Here is a 16,364-nt window from a genome sequence, read left to right as displayed (position 1 = left end):
GTTGAGGTGCGGCATGGCGGTGACATCCCCCCCTATTCCCAGGCCCTCTTTGCGAAGGCAGCTTGTACACCTGGCTGAGGCTTTGCTCAGGCCCCTGTATTGGTGGTACGAGAGGCGCATCAAAGCCGAGGTTTGCCGAGGGCAGGTGCCGCGCCACCTAGGGCTGATATTGGACGGCAACCGCCGTTTTGCCCGGGAGCTGGGGCTGCCCGGGCATATGGGCCACGAATTCGGGGTGCAGAAAGCCTATGAGGTGCTGGAGTGGTGCTTGGAGCTGGGCATCCCCACCGTGACCATCTGGGTGTTTTCTACCGATAACTTCAGCCGCAGCCCCGCCGAAGTAGAGACCCTGATGGGGCTTTTTGTGCGGGAAGCAGAGCGCATGGCCCAGGACCCTCGCATCCACGCCCATCGGGTGCGGGTGCGGGTGATTGGCCGTCACGACCGCTTTCCGCCCAAGGTGCTGGAGGCGCTGGAGCGGCTCGAGCGCTCCACCGCCCACCACAGCGGCATGCTTTTGCAGATTGCCATGGGCTACGGCGGCCGGGAGGAGATTGTGGATGCGGTCAAGCGGCTTTTGAAGGAGGCTGCGGAGACCGGAAAGTCCCCCGAGGAGCTGGCCGCCGAGCTGGACATAGGGCACATCTCCGAACGGCTTTACACCGCTGGGGTGCCCGACCCAGACTTCATCATCCGCACCTCGGGGGAAATCAGGCTCTCGGGCTTTCTGCTCTGGCAGTCGGCCTACAGCGAGTACTACTTCTTCGATGCTTTCTGGCCCGCTTTCCGCAAGGTGGACTTTTTGCGCGCGGTGCGGGATTACCAGAAGCGCGAACGGCGCTTTGGCCGGTAGCTAGAGCTCCAGCCAGACCTGGCCGTCCTCGAGCCTGGCTCGGTAGACCTTGGCCGGGCGGGGGGCCGGCAGGGTGGCCTTGCCGGTGCGCAGGCTGAAGCGGGCCCCGTGGCGGCTGCACTGGATGCTCTCGGCCCCTGGGGTGAGGTCCAGGGGCCCGTCCGAAAGGGGGTTTTTGTCGTGGGTGCAGACGTCGGCAATGGCGAAGACCTCGCTGCCGGTGTAAAGCAGGAGCACAGGGGCCTTCTCACCTTCCAGCCGTACCACCAGCCGGCCGTTTTGGAAGTCCTCGAGCTTGGCGACAGGCTTCCACATAACCTTAGGCTTCTACACCCTGACCTTTTCCTCGATGATGCTCTCGATGTAGGCCCGCAGGGGCTCGATGGGGATGCGGGTCAGCACATCGGCCATGTGGCCCTTGACCAGAATTTGCTGGGCCATGGGGCGGGGCAGGCCGCGGCTCATCAGGTAGAAGAGCTCCTCTGGGGCCACCGGGGCGGTGGAGGAGCCGTGCGAGCACTTCACATCGTTGGCCCCGATCTCAAGCTGCGGCACGCTGTCGCTGCGGGCGTCCTCGGAAAGCAGTAGGTTGCGGTTGGTTTGGTAGGCGTCGGTCTTCTGGGCCCCCTGCTCCACCTTGATGAGCCCTGCGTACACGGTGTGGCTTTGGTCCTTGGCCGCGCCTTTGTAGAGCACATCGGAGTAGGCGTGATCGGCCACGTGGTGCTGCAGGGTGTAGTGGTCCACGTGCTGGCGCCCGGTGGTGAAGTAAAGCCCCAGCATTTCCGAGCTGGAGCCTGGCCCTAGCATCTCTGACTGCACCTCAGCCCGGCTCAGGGAGGCCCCCATGTTCACCACCAGGTCGTTCAGCGCCCCATCCCGCTCCAAAAGGGCCCGCTGGCGGTGGAAGTGGTAGAAGCCCTGGCCCAGAAGCTGGATGTGGGCGTGGCGCACCTTGGCCCCTGGGCTCACCACGATCTCGGTGGCCGAGGTGTTGACCGATGGGGCGACCTGGGTGGGGGAGAGGTACTCCTCTATGTAAACCGCCTGGCTGTTCACATCCCCCACGATCAGGGTGCGCGAACCCGAGAGTTGGCCGCCTTCCAGGTACTTAAAGACCCCAATCGGCTTGCTGAACTCCACGTTTTTGGGGATGTACAAAAAGACCCCGTGGGTGAAGAGGGCCGCGTTCAGAGCGGGAATCTTGGAGTTCTCGGGGCGCTTGGCCTGGGGGCCCACCAGGTCCTTCCAGTTCACGGTTCTGAAGAGGTACTTCTCCACCAGCTCGGGGTGCTGCTGCAGGGCCTGGTGCAGGCTGGTAAAGACCACCCCTTGGGCCCGGTAGGCTTCGGGAAGTTCCACGTGCACCAGGTCGGCCCCTACGAAGACCGCGTACCCGGCCAGCTCGGCCTGGGCGATGCGGGCCTGTACCGCCTCGGGGATGGGGCGGGCCTGCTGGGTGGGTAGCTCCAGCGGCAGGCTCTCGAAGGGCACCCCGCCGATGTCGGTGTACTTCCACTCCTCGGTGCGGGTGGTGGGGTAGGGCAGCTTGGCAAAGGTGGCCCAGGCCTCCAGGCGCTTGGCCAACAACCACTCGGGCTCTCCCAAGGCCTTGGAGACCTGCAGCACCAAATCGCGGGATAGGGTGGAGGTCAGCTCCATCTTAGCCCACCGACCCTTCCATCTCGAGCTCAATCAGCTTGTTAAGCTCCACCGCGTACTCCAGGGGCAGCTCCTTGGCCACCGGCTCGATAAAGCCCCGCACGATCAGGGCCGCCGCCTCGTCCTCGGGCAGGCCCCGGCTTTGCAGGTAGAAGATTTGCTCGTCGTTGAGGCGGCTCACGGTGGCCTCATGGCCCACGGTGGCGGTGTCGTCCTCGATTTCCATGTAGGGGTAGGTGTCGGTGCGCGACTCTTCGTTAATCAGAAGCGCATCGCACTCCACGTTCACCTTGACGTGCTTGGCCCCTTCGTACACCTTGATGAGCCCCCGGTAGCTGCTGCGGCCCGAGCCTTTGGAGATGGACTTGGAGACGATGGAGCCGCCGGTGTGGGAGGCGGCAAAGATGAGCTTGCCCCCGGCGTCCTGGTGCTGGCCGGTGTTGGCAAAGGCGATGGAGAGGATGTCCGAGCGGGCCCCCTCCTCCACCAGGTAGCTGGAGGGGTACTTCATGGTCACCTTAGAGCCCAGGTTGCCGTCCAGCCACATGTGGTAGGCGTCCTTCTTCACGATGGCCCGCTGGGTGACCAGGTTGTACATGTTGTGGGGCCAGTTCTGGATGGTGGTGTAGCGGCTCTTGGCCCCCTCTTTCACGATGATCTCGATTACCCCAGAGTGGAAGGAGTCGGTGGTGTAGACGGGGGCGGTGCAGCCCTCGATGTAGTGCACCTCGGCCCCCTCGTCCACGATGATGAGGGTGCGCTCGAACTGGCCCAGCTCGGCGGTGTTCACCCGGAAGTAGGCCTGAAGAGGGAGCTCCACCTTGACCCCCTTGGGCACATACACAAAGCTCCCCCCCGACCAGACTGCCGAGTTGAGGGCGGCGTACTTGTTGTCCTCCGGGGGGACCACGGTGGCGAAGTACTCGCGGAAGAGGTCCTCGTAGCGCTTCAGGCCTTCCTCGATGGAGACAAAGATGACCCCCAGGCGCTTCAGCTCTTCCCGCACCTGGTGGTAGACCATCTCCGAGTCGTACTGCGCGCCCACCCCGGCCAGCACCTTGCGCTCGGCTTCGGGAATGCCAAGCCGCTCGTAGGTGCGGCGGATTTCCTCGGGCACCTCATCCCAGCTCTGGGCGTCGCGCTTCTCGGTGGGCTTGGCATAGAAGTAGATTTCGTCCATGTTGAGCCCCGAGAGGTCGGCCCCCCAGGTGGGCACCGGTTTAGCCTGGTAGATTTCCAGCGCCCTGAGGCGGAAGTCGAGCATCCAGGCGGGCTCCTCCTTGTGGTAGCTGATGGCCTCCACCACCCGCCGCGAGAGGCCCTTCTCAGCCTTCCAGACCGGCTTCACCTCGTCCACGAAGCCGTACTTGTATTCGTTGCCGATGTCTTCAACCGCGATGTTCTCGGGCATACTTCCCTCCATGCCTAACCGGTTATGGCCAGCTCTTTGACCCAGTCGTAGCCCTCGGCCTCGAGCTTCATTGCCAGCTCAGGCCCGCCCGAGGTTACGATGCGGCCGTCCAGCATCACATGCACTGCGTCGGGCACGATGTAGTTGAGGATGCGCTGGTAGTGGGTGATGAGCAGCGCGCCGAAGTTAGGGCCCCGCATGGCGTTGACCCCCTTGGCCACCAGCTTCAAAGCGTCGATGTCCAGCCCCGAGTCGGTCTCGTCCAGGATGGCGTAGGTGGGCTCCAGCACCATCATGTGCATGATCTCGTTGCGCTTCTTCTCGCCCCCCGAGAAGCCGTCGTTGAGGTAGCGGGTGAGGATGCTCTCGTCCCACTCCAGGGTTTCCAGGGCCTTTTGCAGCTTGGCGTAGAACTCCGAGACGCTCACCTCCTCGCCCCGCTTGGCCTGCAGCGCCAGCCGCAGGAAGTTGGCGTTGGAGACCCCGGGCACCTCCACCGGGTACTGGAAGGCCAGGAAGAGCCCCTTGCGGGCGCGCTCGTCGGGGCCAAGCTCCAGGATGCTCTCGCCGTCTACCAGGATATCGCCCTGGGTCACCTCGTAGCCCGGGTCGCCGGCGATCACCTTGCCCAGGGTGCTCTTTCCGGCCCCGTTGGGGCCCATAACGGCGTGAATCTGGCCCTTGGGCACCACCAGGTTGACCCCTTTTAGAATGGCTTCACCGTCTACGATGCGGGCGTGCAGATTGCGGATTTCGAGTTGGTTGGCCATGTTTCCCCTCTGGATAGCGAGCGGTATTTACTGCGAATCACTCGCAATAAGAGCATAGGGCCTGGGCCCCGTAAAGTAAAGTGTTTTAGTCGGGATTCTGGAGTTTGGTAGCTAGCCAATGCGCCGTTCCAGACCGGCAGTCTGCACGATGTTGGCGGCAATCTCCTCGATGGAAGCGCTGGTGGTGTCGAAGTAGCGGATGCCGAGGTGCCTGAAAAGCAGCTCGGCCCGCCGCACCTCGTACTCGCACTGCTCCAGCGAGGCGTAGCGGCTACCAGGTTTGCGCTGGGTGCGCACCTGGTGCAGCCGCTGGGGATGGATGGTGAGACCGTAGACCTTGTCCTGGTAGGGCTGGATGGCCTTGGGCAGCGCCTCCCGCTCAAAATCCTCCTCTGCCAGGGGGTAGTTGGAGGCCCGGATGCCGTACTGCATCCCCAAAAACAAGCAGGTGGGGGTCTTACCGGCCCGGCTCACCCCGACCAGGATGACGTCGGCCATCTGGTAGTAGCGCTCGCCCAGGCCGTCGTCGGTGGAGAGGGCGAAGTCCACCGCCTCGATGCGGGTGAAGTAGTTGCGGTCGCTGATGCTGTGGAGCCGCCCCACCCTGCCGGTGGGGGGCCGGCCCAGCTCGCGCTCCAGCTCGCCCAAGTAGGTGCGAAAGAGATCGAAGTGCAGCGCTGGGGCGGTCTTGAGCTGGTCGTTGAGGGTGGGGTTGGCCAGGGTGGAGAAGACGATGGGCCGTACCCCTTCTCGCTGGTGGGTGGCGTTGATCTCGTAAAGGAGCTCGTAGACCTCTTCTTCGCTGTTGGTGAAGGGGCGCATAACGTAGCGGAACGAGACCCCCTCGAACTGGGCCAGAAGGCTCCGGGCCACCGACTCGGCTGTGAGGCCGGTGTGGTCGGAGACGATGAAGACGGTGCGCTGCATGGCAAACAGTGTAGTTTATGGGTGTAACTTGCTCTACACCAAAGTGGGGGTTATATATACATCAGCCGCGCCCCCTCCAACCCTTGGGTACATTCCCCTACCATCGGGAGTACCGAGGTGGACCATGCCCTATATTCGCTGGTTTGAGACGCTCAGTATGAAAGACCTAGAGGTGGTGGGGGGCAAGAACGCCTCCCTAGGCGAGATGATGGCCCACCTTTCCCGGGCCGGGGTGCGGGTGCCGGGGGGGTTTGCCACCACGGCCGAGGCCTTCCGCGACTTCCTCAGGCACAACCAGCTCGAGGAGCGCATTAACCAGGCCCTGCGAAAGCTGAATGTGGACGATGTGGCCGAGCTGGCCCGCGTAGGGGCCGAGATTCGCGGCTGGGTGGAAAACGCCGAGCTACCCAAAGCCCTAGAGGTAGCCATCGTAGACGCCTACATCCGCCTCGAGTCCGCCGCAAAAGGCGGGCTTTCTGTTGCGGTGCGCTCCAGCGCCACTGCCGAGGACCTGCCCGAGGCCAGCTTTGCCGGTCAGCAGGAGACCTTCCTGAATGTAAAGGGCATCGAGAACGTGCTTTTGCACATCAAAAAGGTCTTCGCCTCACTCTACAACGACCGGGCGATTGCCTACCGCGTCCACCACGGGTTTGCCCACGAGGAGGTGGCGCTTTCGGCTGGGGTGCAGCGCATGGTGCGCAGCGATTTGGGGGCCAGCGGGGTGGCCTTTACCCTGGATACCGAGTCGGGCTTCCGCGACGCCATCTTCATCACCGCCACCTACGGCCTGGGGGAGCTTCTGGTGCAGGGAGCGGTGAACCCGGACGAGTTCTACGTCTACAAGCCGGGCCTTCTGGAGGGGCGCAACACCATTTTGCAGCGCACACTGGGGAGCAAGATGCAGAAGATGGTCTACGCCGAGGGCCAGGGGGTAGAGGCGGTGCCCACCACGCCGGAGGAGCGGGGCCGCTTCGCGCTGAGCGATGCGGAGGTGCTCGAGCTGGCCCGCCAGGCCCTCCTGATTGAGCAGCACTATGGCCGGCCCATGGACATCGAGTGGGCCAAGGACGGGCTGGACGGCCAGATCTACATCCTGCAGGCCCGCCCCGAGACGGTGCAAAGCCGCAGCAGCCGGGTCATCGAGCGCTTTGAGATGAAGGAGCGGGGCGAGGTGCTGGTCACGGGCCGGGCGGTGGGGCAGCGGATTGGGGCCGGGCGGGTGCGGGTGATTCAGCACCCCCGCGAGATGCACCGGGTGGAGCCGGGCGACGTGCTGGTGGCCGATATGACCGACCCCGACTGGGAGCCGGTGATGAAGCGGGCCGCGGCCATCGTGACCAACCGGGGAGGCCGCACCTGCCACGCGGCCATCGTGGCCCGGGAGCTGGGCATTCCCGCGGTGGTGGGGGCAGCCGGGGCCACCGAGGTTTTGGAGGACGGCCAGGTGGTCACGGTCTCCTGCGCCGAGGGGGATGTGGGCCGGGTGTACGCCGGCACGCCGCGCTTCGAGGTGCGGCGCATTGAGCTCGACAAGATGCCCCCTATTCCCACCAAGATCATGATGAACGTGGCCTCGCCGGAGCGGGCCTTCAGCTTCGCCAACCTGCCCCACGCCGGGGTGGGGCTGGCCAGGCTCGAGTTCATCATCAACAACACCATCGGCATTCACCCCCAGGCCCTTTTGGACTTCGAGCAGCTTCCCGAAGACCTCAAAGCCGAGATTGCCCGGCGCACCGCGGGCTACAAAAGCCCGGTGGACTTCTACCGCGAGAAGCTGGCCGAGGGCATCTCCATGATTGCTGCGGCCTTCGCCCCCCATCCGGTGATTGTGCGCTTCTCGGACTTCAAGTCCAACGAGTACGCCCACCTCCTGGGGGGTAGCCGCTACGAGCCCAGGGAGGAAAACCCCATGATCGGCTTCCGCGGGGCCTCGCGCTACCGCTCGGCGGCCTTCGCCCAGGCCTTTGCCCTGGAGTGCCAGGCCATCCGCCAGGTGCGGGAGGAGAAGGGCCTCAGGAACGTCTGGGTGATGGTGCCCTTCGTGCGCACGGTGGGCGAGGCCAAGGCGGTGCTGGAGATTCTGAAGGCCAACGGCCTCGAGCGGGGCCAGGACGACCTCAGGATTGTGATGATGTGCGAGGTGCCCTCCAACGCCATTCTGGCCGAGCAGTTTCTGGAGCTTTTCGACGGCTTCTCCATCGGCTCCAACGACCTGACCCAGCTCACCTTGGCCCTAGACCGCGACTCGGGGCTGGTGGCCGAGCTCTTCAACGAGCAGGACGAGGCGGTGAAGTTCCTGCTCGAGCGGGCCATCAGCACAGCCAAAAGGATGGGCAAGTACATCGGCATCTGCGGCCAAGGGCCCTCCGACCACCCCGAGCTTGCCCTTTGGTTGGTGGAGCAGGGCATCGAGAGCATCTCGCTCAACCCGGATAGCGTGCTGGAGACCTGGCTCTTTTTGGCCGAACGGAGCCCGGCCAGGATGGGCAACTAGCCCACCCTGGCCGCCCCGCGCACCCCCTCTGGCTCCACCAGCCGGTAGGCGTGGCCCAGGCGCTCGAGCTCGGCGATGAACTCCCGGGGCGCCCCGGTGTCGGTGATAAGCAGGCCCACCTCGCCCAGGGTGGCAAAGCTGGCCAGGGTGGCCCGGCCTAGCTTGGTGCTGTCCACCAGGGCAAAAGCGGCGTCGGCGGCCTTGAGCATGGCCTGCTTGGTGGCGGCCTCGTAGGGGTTGGGGGTGGTGTAACCCCGACTTAGCGAGACCCCGGTGGCGCACATGAAGGCTTTGTCAGCGTGGTAGGTCTCGAGGGTGCGCACCGCGGCCGGTCCGATCAGGGCCATGCTGTGGTGGCGCACCTGCCCGCCGGTGAGGAGAAGCTCCCATCGGGTCTCTGTCAACTCGCTGGCAATAGGCACCGAGTTGGTGATGATGTAGAGCGAGCGGAAGCGGCTTTTCATGAGCCGCACCAGGGTCAGGGTGGTGCTGCCAGCGTCTAGGATTAGGGTATCCCCCTCCTCGATGTATTCCAGCGCGGCCTTGGCGATGGCCTGCTTCTCGGCCTGCTGGAGGTGGATTTTCTCCCGAAAGGAGGGGTTAAAGAGGCTCTTGTGGGCGTAGGTGGCCCCCCCATGGGTGCGGTGTAGCAAACCCCGGGCCTCGAGCTCGCTCAAGTCCTTTCGGATGGTGACCTGGCTCACGCCAAAGGTGGCCGCCAGGTCCTCCACCAGCACCGATCCCTTCTGCTCCAACAGCTCTATGATCCTGCTCCTTCGCTCCTCGCCCCGCAAGGTTTCCACCCCTTTATCTTTGCACAGGCTTCCCAACGGGAAGCTTTATGGGCCTACCCGCCCAGTCCTGGCGCATCCAGGCCCAGCGGGGGTCGTCTACCGGCGGGGTGGCGCGGGCTTCCAGGCGGGCTTCGCCGGCCATGTAGTTGAGGTAGTAGACGTTGGAGCCAGGGGGAGCGGCCACGGGGTGGTAGCCCTTGGGCACCAGCACCAGGTCGCCGTCCTGAACCAGCAAAAGTTCGTCCAGGCCGTCCTCGGGGCTGTAGTTGCGGTGGATGGCGAAGCCGTGGGCCGGCTGGATTCTGTAGTAGTAGGTTTCTTCCAGATACAAAGAGCCCAGCCGACCGTCGTGGCGGTGGGGCGGCCAGCCCGACCAGAAGCCCGAGGGGGTGTAGACCTCGTACAGAATAAGCCGCTCAGCGGGCAGCTCAGGGCCCAGGATGTGGTTCACCTGCCGCAGGGCATTCCCCCCGCCCCGCATCTCTACCCGCATCTCCTGGGGTTGGAAGAGGCGCAGGGGGAAGAGGCCTTCGGCCGGCGCCCCTCCCAGGGCCAGTTCGGCGTGGCTTTGGGCCTGAAGGCGGTAGGCCGTGCCGGGCGGCAGGTAAAGCACCTGGGGCAGTTCGCGGAAGACATCGCTGCGGCAAAGCTCGAATACCTGGCCTTCGGCCTCCACCTCTACCCGGCCCGCCAGGGGCACCAGAGCCATCTCCTCTCCTTCGGTCTGGCCCTGCTCCACCTCGCCCGGTTCCAGGGCCAGAACCCGAAAGCGCAGATACCGCCACCCCCCTTGGGGCTCCATCGCCACCCGCACCCGTCCCGGCTGGGGTTTGAACAGGTTCATGCCACCTCCTCCAGCCGCACCACCCGGTTCTCTCTCAGGCTTTGGGTGGCGGCCAGGGCAATGCGCAGCGACTCGAGGGCGTCCTTTGGCCCCGGGCTGGGGGGACGGCCTTCCAAGAGGGCCTGGAAAAAGGCCTGGAGCTCCAGCCGGTAGGCCTCCTTGAAGCGGTCCATGAAGAAGTGGTAGTGGTCGGCCTGCACCCCCTGGCCGTAGCGCCATAGGGGGGTTTTGGGGGTGGCGTCCATTACCAGCTTGCCCCTAGCCCCAAACACCTCGGTGCGCACGTCGTAGCCATAGACCGCCCGGCGGGAGTTCTGGATGACCCCCAGCGCACCATTGGCAAAGCGCAGGGAAAGGTTGGTGGTGTCCACATCGCCAATCTCGCCGATCCTGGGGTCTACCCGCACCTCGCCCCAGGCGTGCACAGCCACCACCTCGCCCACCAGGTAGCGGGCGCAGTCGATGTCGTGGATGGCCTGGTCCACGAAGAGGCCCCCCGAGGCCTTGAGATAGTCCAAAGGCGGGGGGGCAGGGTCGCGCATGACCGCGATGAACTGCTCCACCGGGCCGATTTCCCCGGCCTCGATCCGGCGCTTGGCCTCGAGGTAGGCCGGGTCGTAGCGGCGTTGGAAGCCAATCTGAAAGGGCACGCCTTTTTCCTCTACCAGCCCCATCACCCGCCGGGTCTCGGCCAGGTCCAGGGCCACCGGCTTCTCGCAAAAGATGGCCTTGCCGGCCTGCGCTGCGGCCTCGATGTAGCGGGCGTGGGTATTGGTAGGGGTGGCGATCACCACCGCTTCTACGCCGGGGTGCTGAATGGCTTCCAGCGGCTCTAGGTAGGCTTTTTCTGCTCGTGTCAGGCTGCGAGCGGCCTCGGCGGCCTCCCAGTTGGGGTCGGCCACTGCCAGTACGCGGGCCTCGGGCAGGGCGAGCAGGGTGCGGGCGTGCTCCAGGCCCATGCGGCCTGCACCCAAGAGGGCAACGCCAAACGATTTCATGTTTCCTCCCAGATCAGATAGGATAGGCCCGGCTGTGGGCCAGCTTGTTTTCTAGATAAGCGGAGTGTAGTTCCCAGGCTTTACAAAGAGGATCAAAGGCCCCCGGTAATCCACCTGGCGCAAAGCCCCCAGCAAGGCAGCAAAATCGGTGTGCCCGTGGCCCAAGCCCAGCCGGTTGGAGTCGGCCAGGTGGAAGAGCCCCAGGTGGGGGCCCACTTCGAGGATGGCCGCAGCCGGACTGGGCTCCTCAATGTTCATATGGGGGGCCACCCGGCCCATGGCCCCGTGGCAGGACACCTTGGGCCCTCCTAGCTCGGCGGCAAAGTCCAGCAGGCGCCGGTAGTAGTCCAGCGCTACCCCTCGCACCGCAGGCTCGGGGTGGGCCAGATCCACGTTGGCCGGGGTGAGCGAGTAGACGGCCAGGTCTTCCTGAATCAAAAGGTTTCGCACTGCGGTTGTGGTCAGGTTTTCTAAATCGCCTAGCAGCTCTACCCCACTAAACCCCAGCCGCCGAACCCGCGCCAAAATTTCGGGCAGGGGCAAAGGGCCCAGAGTCCAGGTACACACGCCCAGAGCATGCATCAAAAACCTCCTCGAGCCTCTACAAAGGCCAGTACCTCGTCCAGGTACGGGGTGAAGTCGGCGCAACCGATGCGCCCCACCACAATGGCCCCGCAGGCGTTGCCTAAGCGGGCACATTGGTACCAGTCCCAACCCTGCAGGTAGCCGTAGATGAAGCCAGCAGCAAAAGCGTCCCCTGCGCCCAGGATGCTCACCACCTCCACCGGAAAGCCGGAGGCGACCACCACTTCCCCGCTGGGTAGATAGACCGCCGAGCCTTGGGCCCCCCGCTTCACCACCAGGGCCTTCAACCCCCGGGCCAGCAGGGCCTCTATGTTGGCCGCAAGGTTGCCCCGGATTTCCGGCGCGGTAATTTGGGAGTGGCGGATGACCACGTCCTCGGGGCGGCGCAGCATGGCTGCGTTGACCTCTTCCTCGGTGCCGATAGCGATGTCCACCAATGGCAGCAGGGCTCGCAGGGCCAGGCCGTAGGCGCGGGGGTCGGGCCAGGCGTCGGCGCGGAAGTCGAGGTCGAGGAAGACCGTGAGGCCCAGGGCCCTGGCCTCTTCGGCGGCGTAGAAGATGGCGCTGCGGCTCGGCTCCTTGGCCAGGGCAGCCCCCGAAAGCTGCACGGCCCGGGTCTGGGCCAGGGGCAAGGCCGCCACATCGTCGATGGAAAGCTGAATATCCGCAGCGTTCTCGCGGTAAAAGGTGATAGGAAAGCGGTCCGGGGGCTCGATGCCCAGCAGCACCGCCGGGGTGCGGGTGCCGGGCTTGACCGGAATAAAGCGGGTCTCCACCCCCTCCCGCCTGAGCCGCTCCAGGACGAACTCGCCCACCGGGTCGGGGCCTACGGCGGTGAGCAGGGCGGTGCGCAGGCCTAGCCGCCTTGCCCCCACCGCGATGTTCAGCGGGCTTCCGCCCAGGTAGGCCCCAAAGGTGCGAATCTGGGGAAAGGCTGCCCCCAGGTCTTGGGAGTAGAGGTCGATGGAGCAGCGGCCAATGGTGATGAGGTCGTAGGTGGGGTTCATGGGGTTCTAGTAGCCGGTCACCCTGCGCAGGTAGGCCCGGTTGCGCTCGGCGCTCGCCTTGGGGGCCCCCATGCCGGGCAGCACATCTTGTTCCACGGTAATCCAGCCGTCGTAGCCCAGGGCCAGGAGCTTCCGGGTTACCGTGCCAAAGTCGATCTGGCCTGCTCCCAGTTCGCAGAACACTCCTCTGCCCACTGCTTCCTTGTAGTTCCAGCCCTTTGTGCGGGCTTCCTGGGCCACGCCGGGGTGGCAGTCCTTGTAGTGCACGTACCAGATGCGCTTTTGAAAGCGCTCCAGGGCCTCCAGTACTGCTTCGGGGCGGTTTTCCCCGCTACCGTAAAGGAAGTGCCCGGTGTCGAAGACCAGGCCCAAAAGGCTGGGGTCGGTGTGCTCGAGCAGGGCCTCAATCTCCCAGGGCGCTTCCACATAGCCCGCGCAGTGGTGGTGGAAGACCGTGCGCAGGCCGGTCTCGTCCCGCACCGCCTTGGCGATACGCTCGGCCCCCAAAGCAAAGGTCTTCCACTCCGAAGCCGAGAGACCCATCTCGGGCCTGACCCGGCCTGCGTGTTGGAAGCGCAACGGGTCGCGGCTGTGCTCGTCGGCCAGCACCAACAGGGGTTGCCACCCGTCGCCCACCTCGGCCACGCTTTTGAGCAGGCGGGCGGTGCGCAGAACCCGGGCCTCCCCCGGGCCGTGCTCGGCGGGGTCTTTGAGATAAACCCCCTCGTAGGCCCCCAGGAGGGTGAGGCCGCGCTGCTGCAGCTCCTGCCGTAGCTCTGTTGGGTTGGTGGGCATGTAGCCCCAGTCGCCCAGCTCGGTGCCGCGGTAGCCGGCCTCGACCAGCTCGTCGAGCATCTGGCGGTAGCCGATGCCCTGCCCAAACCCTTCGATGGTGCCCCAGCTACAGGGGGCGTTGCCAAAACGGATTGCCATGGTGCGCCTACCTCAGAAATACCGTCGTTGCTTCGCTAGGTGGGCCTCATACTCCCGGCGTGCCTGCTTTACTGCTGGCTGGTTCGAGATCTCCGCCACCGGCACATCCCACCAGCCCTCGAAGCTGGGAACCCGGTCGTCTACGCTCACCGGCACCACCACCACCCGCACCCCCTGGGCCCTTCGGGCCTCTTTCAGGGCTTTCTCCAGCTCGGCGTAGTTCTGCGGCTGCCAGACCAAAGCCCCCATCGCCTCGGCGTGCTTGGCGAAGTCCACCTGCACAGGGGGGCCGTCGGTGCGGCCCGTTTTGGGGTTTCGCCGGCGCAGCTCGTTGTTGAAGGAGGGCGAGCCCAACGACATTTGCAGGCCGCGGATGGAGCCAAAGGCCCGGTTATCCACCAGCACAACCGTGAAGGAAAGCCCTTCGGCCACCGCGGTCACAATCTCCGAGTTCATCATCAGATAGCTCCCGTCCCCTACGAAGACCACCACCTCGCGCCCGGGTTCGGCCAGGGCTACCCCCACCCCTGCCGCAATCTCGTAGCCCATGCAGGAGAAGCCGTACTCGAGGTGGTAGCCCTTGGGGTCTTCGGGCCGCCAAAGCTTGAGCAAATCGCCCGGCAAGCTACCTGCCGCACAGATAACCGTGGCCTTGCCGCCGTACACCTCGTTCACCAGGCCTATCACCTCGGCCTGGGCCATCGGGTTCTTTCCCGGCTTGGGGGTGCGGTAGGCGGTCACGGTCTCGTCCCACTCGCGCTTGAGCCGGGCCACCTCGGCGCGGTAGGCAGCTGGGCTGCCCTGGTGCCTTTTGAGCGCTTCCAGCAGGGCTTCCAGCCCCCGGCGGGCATCGGCCACCAGCATCACCCCGTTGGCCTTGGCCGCGTCGAAGGGGGCCACGTTGAGGCCAATAAAGCGCACCCCGGGGTGCTGGAAGGCGGTCTTGGAGGCGGTGGTGAAGTCGGCGAGCCGGGTGCCCACCGCCAGCACCACGTCGGCCTCGCGGGCCAGCCGGTTGGCCGCCGTGCCCCCGTTGGCCCCGATGGGCCCCACGCACCAAGGGTGGTTCCAGGGCAAAGCGCCTTTGCCCCCCTGGGTCTCGCAGACCGGGAGGCCCAGGGTCTCGGCCAAAGCGGCCAGGGCTTCGGATGCCTCGGCGTAGAGGGTGCCCCCACCGCTCACGATCAGGGGCCTTCTGGCCTGCTTGAGGAGCGCTACCGCCTCGGCTAGGGCCTCGGGTTCGGGTACCGGGCGGCGCACCCGCCAAACCCGCTGGGCGAAGAAGGCTTCGGGCCAGTCGTAGGCTTCGGTCTGCACGTCTTCGGGCAGGGCGATGGTGACGGCCCCGGTTTCGGCGGGGTCGGTAAGGACGCGCATGGCCTCGGGCAGGGCCGAGAGAAGCTGGGAGGGCCGGGTGATGCGGGTGAAGAAGCGCGAGAGGGGCCTAAAGGCGTCGTTAACACTGACGTCGTGTTCGGTGGGGTGCTCGAGCTGCTGCAGAACCGGGTCGGGCAGCCGGTTGGCGAAGTAGTCGGAGGGCAAAAGCAGCACCGGCAGCCGGTTGACCGTAGCGGTGGCCGCGGCGGTGAGCATGTTGGTGGAACCCGGCCCCACCGAGGCGGTGCAGGCGAAGGTAGAAAGCCGGTTCTTGTGCTTGGCGTAGGCGATGGCCGCATGAACCATGGCCTGCTCGTTCTGGGGCCGGTAGGTGGGTAGGCCCACCTCGTCGCCGTACTCCTCCAAAGCCTGCCCCAGCCCGGCCACGTTGCCGTGTCCGAAGATGGCCCAGACCCCGGCAATAAGCCGCTCCTTCCGGCCATCGCGCTCGGTGTACTGGGCGGCCAGGAACCTCACCAGGGCCTGGGCTACGGTTAGTCGTTGCGTGCGCAAGTCACACCTCCTTGGTCACAATTCGCCGTACTCGCTCACCCTTACCACCTGGCCGGTCTCCAGGGCGTGCTGCGCCGCCTTGGCCAGCCGCAGCGAGTACCAGGCGTCGCGTACGCTCGGGTAAAGGGGCCGGCCCGCGTGCAGGTTGCGGGCGAAGGCCACCATTTGGGCGGCGTAGGCCTCGGCGAAGCGCTCCTCGAAGTTGCGCGGGCGCTCGAAGTGGCCGCCCTGTAGGTCGTAGCGCCAAAGGTTGGGGCGCAGATCCTGCTCGATGTGGAGGCGGCCCTTCTCGCCCAGCACCTCGCAGCGGATGTCGTAGCCGTAGGCGGTGCGCAGGGCCACCTCGAGCGTCCCCACCGCCCCATTCTCGAAGCGCAAAGTGGCCACCGCGGTGTCGAAGAGGCCGTGCTGGGCCAGGTGGGGCTCGGCCAGGGCCCCTCCGATGGCGTAGACCTCGCTCACCTCGCCCAAAAGAAAGCGGGCCGAGTCCAGGTCGTGGATGCCCATGTCCACCAAAAGGCCGCCGCTGGTTTTGAGAAACTCGAGCCCGGGCGGGTGGGGGTCGCGCCCCACCAGCCGGATGCCCTCGAGCCTTCCCAGCGCGCCCGCCTCGATTAGCTCCTTAGCCCGCACATAGGCCGGGTCGTAGCGGCGCTGGAAGCCCACCTGGCAGGGCACCCCGCTTTTTTCCACCGCCTCTACCGCCCGCCGCCCGGCCTCCAGGCTCAGGGCGATGGGCTTCTCCACAAAGATGGCCTTGCCCGCCTGTGCGGCGGCCTCCACCATCTCGGCGTGGGTGGGGGTAGGGGTGGTGATGATGACCGCGTCGATGTCGGGCTTGAAGGCATCCTCGAGGGCGGTGCTGGCCTCGGCCCCCACCTCGGCGGCCACCCGAAGGGCGTTCTGGGCCACGGTATCCACCACCCGCACCACCCGGCACTCAAAGCGCCCGGCCAGGATGCGGGCGTGGGCCAGGCCCATGCGGCCTGCGCCAATCATGGCCATGCGGAGGGGCTTCATGGGGTTCTCTTGAGCAGCATTTCCCCGTTGCTCGTAGGGCAAGTCCCTCCACCATGCGCACTGCTTGCACAAAAGTAGCCGGGGTCTGGATCAGGCCCAAAGCTAAGTTCGTTCCTGGAGACTTGGCTCATGGCCTGGGTTCTTGGGGTTGGCGTTCGCTTTTGGGTCGTTGTCAT

The 16,364-nt window shown here is 65.5% G+C and carries 15 protein-coding genes; 2 read left to right on the top strand and 13 right to left on the bottom strand.

Features of this window, described 5'->3' with window-relative positions; all coding sequences use genetic code 11:
• Nucleotides 1-13 precede the first annotated feature (13 nt).
• On the top strand, nucleotides 14-853 hold the full coding sequence (locus DV704_RS07060; RefSeq protein WP_114798878.1) for an isoprenyl transferase: 840 nt from the start codon (nucleotides 14-16) through the stop codon (nucleotides 851-853).
• Here the strand turns inward: DV704_RS07060 and DV704_RS07055 are convergent, their stop codons facing one another.
• The 5 genes from DV704_RS07055 to DV704_RS07035 form a co-directional block, all read right to left on the bottom strand.
• Nucleotides 854-1,168: a Rieske (2Fe-2S) protein gene (locus DV704_RS07055; RefSeq protein WP_114798877.1), complete on the bottom strand. Its 315-nt coding sequence runs from the start codon at nucleotides 1,166-1,168 to the stop codon at nucleotides 854-856.
• Between the two features lie 12 nt (nucleotides 1,169-1,180).
• Nucleotides 1,181-2,515 carry a Fe-S cluster assembly protein SufD gene (gene sufD / locus DV704_RS07050; protein ID WP_114798876.1) on the bottom strand — a complete coding sequence of 445 codons (1,335 nt, stop codon included), beginning with the start codon at nucleotides 2,513-2,515 and terminating at the stop codon, nucleotides 1,181-1,183.
• Between the two features lies 1 nt (nucleotide 2,516).
• Nucleotides 2,517-3,926 (bottom strand): Fe-S cluster assembly protein SufB, encoded by a 1,410-nt coding sequence (gene sufB, locus DV704_RS07045; RefSeq protein ID WP_114798974.1) that lies wholly within the window; start codon nucleotides 3,924-3,926, stop codon nucleotides 2,517-2,519.
• Nucleotides 3,927-3,940: 14 nt separating this feature from the next.
• Complete coding sequence (gene sufC, locus DV704_RS07040) at nucleotides 3,941-4,696, bottom strand: Fe-S cluster assembly ATPase SufC (RefSeq protein ID WP_114798875.1); 756 nt, start codon at nucleotides 4,694-4,696, stop codon at nucleotides 3,941-3,943.
• A 111-nt stretch (nucleotides 4,697-4,807) separates the two neighbouring features.
• Complete coding sequence (locus DV704_RS07035) at nucleotides 4,808-5,623, bottom strand: pyruvate, water dikinase regulatory protein (protein ID WP_114798874.1); 816 nt, start codon at nucleotides 5,621-5,623, stop codon at nucleotides 4,808-4,810.
• A 124-nt stretch (nucleotides 5,624-5,747) separates the two neighbouring features.
• Between DV704_RS07035 and ppsA the strand changes: the two genes are divergently transcribed.
• Entirely contained in the window at nucleotides 5,748-8,117 is a 2,370-nt protein-coding gene (ppsA, locus tag DV704_RS07030; RefSeq protein WP_114798873.1) for a phosphoenolpyruvate synthase, read from the top strand.
• On the opposite strand, the gene DV704_RS07025 is transcribed toward ppsA, so the two are convergent.
• Genes DV704_RS07025 through iolG (DV704_RS06990) form a run of 8 tightly spaced genes read right to left on the bottom strand, consistent with a single transcriptional unit; the run spans nucleotide 8,114 to nucleotide 16,188 of the window.
• A complete protein-coding gene (locus DV704_RS07025; RefSeq protein ID WP_233498281.1) occupies nucleotides 8,114-8,920 on the bottom strand; it encodes a DeoR/GlpR family DNA-binding transcription regulator in 807 nt (268 codons plus the stop codon). The genes ppsA and DV704_RS07025 overlap by 4 nt on opposite strands.
• Nucleotides 8,921-8,924: 4 nt before the next feature.
• Entirely contained in the window at nucleotides 8,925-9,755 is an 831-nt protein-coding gene (gene iolB, locus DV704_RS07020; protein ID WP_114798872.1) for a 5-deoxy-glucuronate isomerase, read from the bottom strand.
• Nucleotides 9,752-10,753, bottom strand: a complete 1,002-nt coding sequence (iolG, locus tag DV704_RS07015; RefSeq protein ID WP_114798871.1) for an inositol 2-dehydrogenase — start codon at nucleotides 10,751-10,753, stop codon at nucleotides 9,752-9,754. Before iolG (DV704_RS07015) ends, iolB begins: the two co-directional genes overlap by 4 nt.
• A gap of 51 nt (nucleotides 10,754-10,804) precedes the next feature.
• The gene (locus DV704_RS07010; protein ID WP_158539612.1) at nucleotides 10,805-11,335 is read right to left on the bottom strand and encodes a sugar phosphate isomerase/epimerase; all 531 of its coding nucleotides are present in this window, start codon (nucleotides 11,333-11,335) and stop codon (nucleotides 10,805-10,807) included.
• Complete coding sequence (gene iolC, locus DV704_RS07005) at nucleotides 11,335-12,345, bottom strand: 5-dehydro-2-deoxygluconokinase (protein ID WP_114798869.1); 1,011 nt, start codon at nucleotides 12,343-12,345, stop codon at nucleotides 11,335-11,337. Before iolC ends, DV704_RS07010 begins: the two co-directional genes overlap by 1 nt.
• A 6-nt stretch (nucleotides 12,346-12,351) precedes the next feature.
• Nucleotides 12,352-13,278: a TIM barrel protein gene (locus DV704_RS07000; protein WP_114798868.1), complete on the bottom strand. Its 927-nt coding sequence runs from the start codon at nucleotides 13,276-13,278 to the stop codon at nucleotides 12,352-12,354.
• Nucleotides 13,279-13,290: 12 nt separating this feature from the next.
• Complete coding sequence (gene iolD / locus DV704_RS06995; protein ID WP_114798867.1) at nucleotides 13,291-15,168, bottom strand: 3D-(3,5/4)-trihydroxycyclohexane-1,2-dione acylhydrolase (decyclizing); 1,878 nt, start codon at nucleotides 15,166-15,168, stop codon at nucleotides 13,291-13,293.
• A 15-nt stretch (nucleotides 15,169-15,183) separates the two neighbouring features.
• Entirely contained in the window at nucleotides 15,184-16,188 is a 1,005-nt protein-coding gene (iolG, locus tag DV704_RS06990; RefSeq protein ID WP_233498280.1) for an inositol 2-dehydrogenase, read from the bottom strand.
• Nucleotides 16,189-16,364: the final 176 nt, after the last annotated feature.

This window comes from Meiothermus sp. QL-1, from assembly GCF_003351145.1.
In the GTDB taxonomy this organism is placed as follows: Bacteria; Deinococcota; Deinococci; order Deinococcales; family Thermaceae; genus Meiothermus.
Note: the sequence above shows the minus strand (reverse complement) of the source record. Positions and strands in the feature narration are given on the sequence as shown.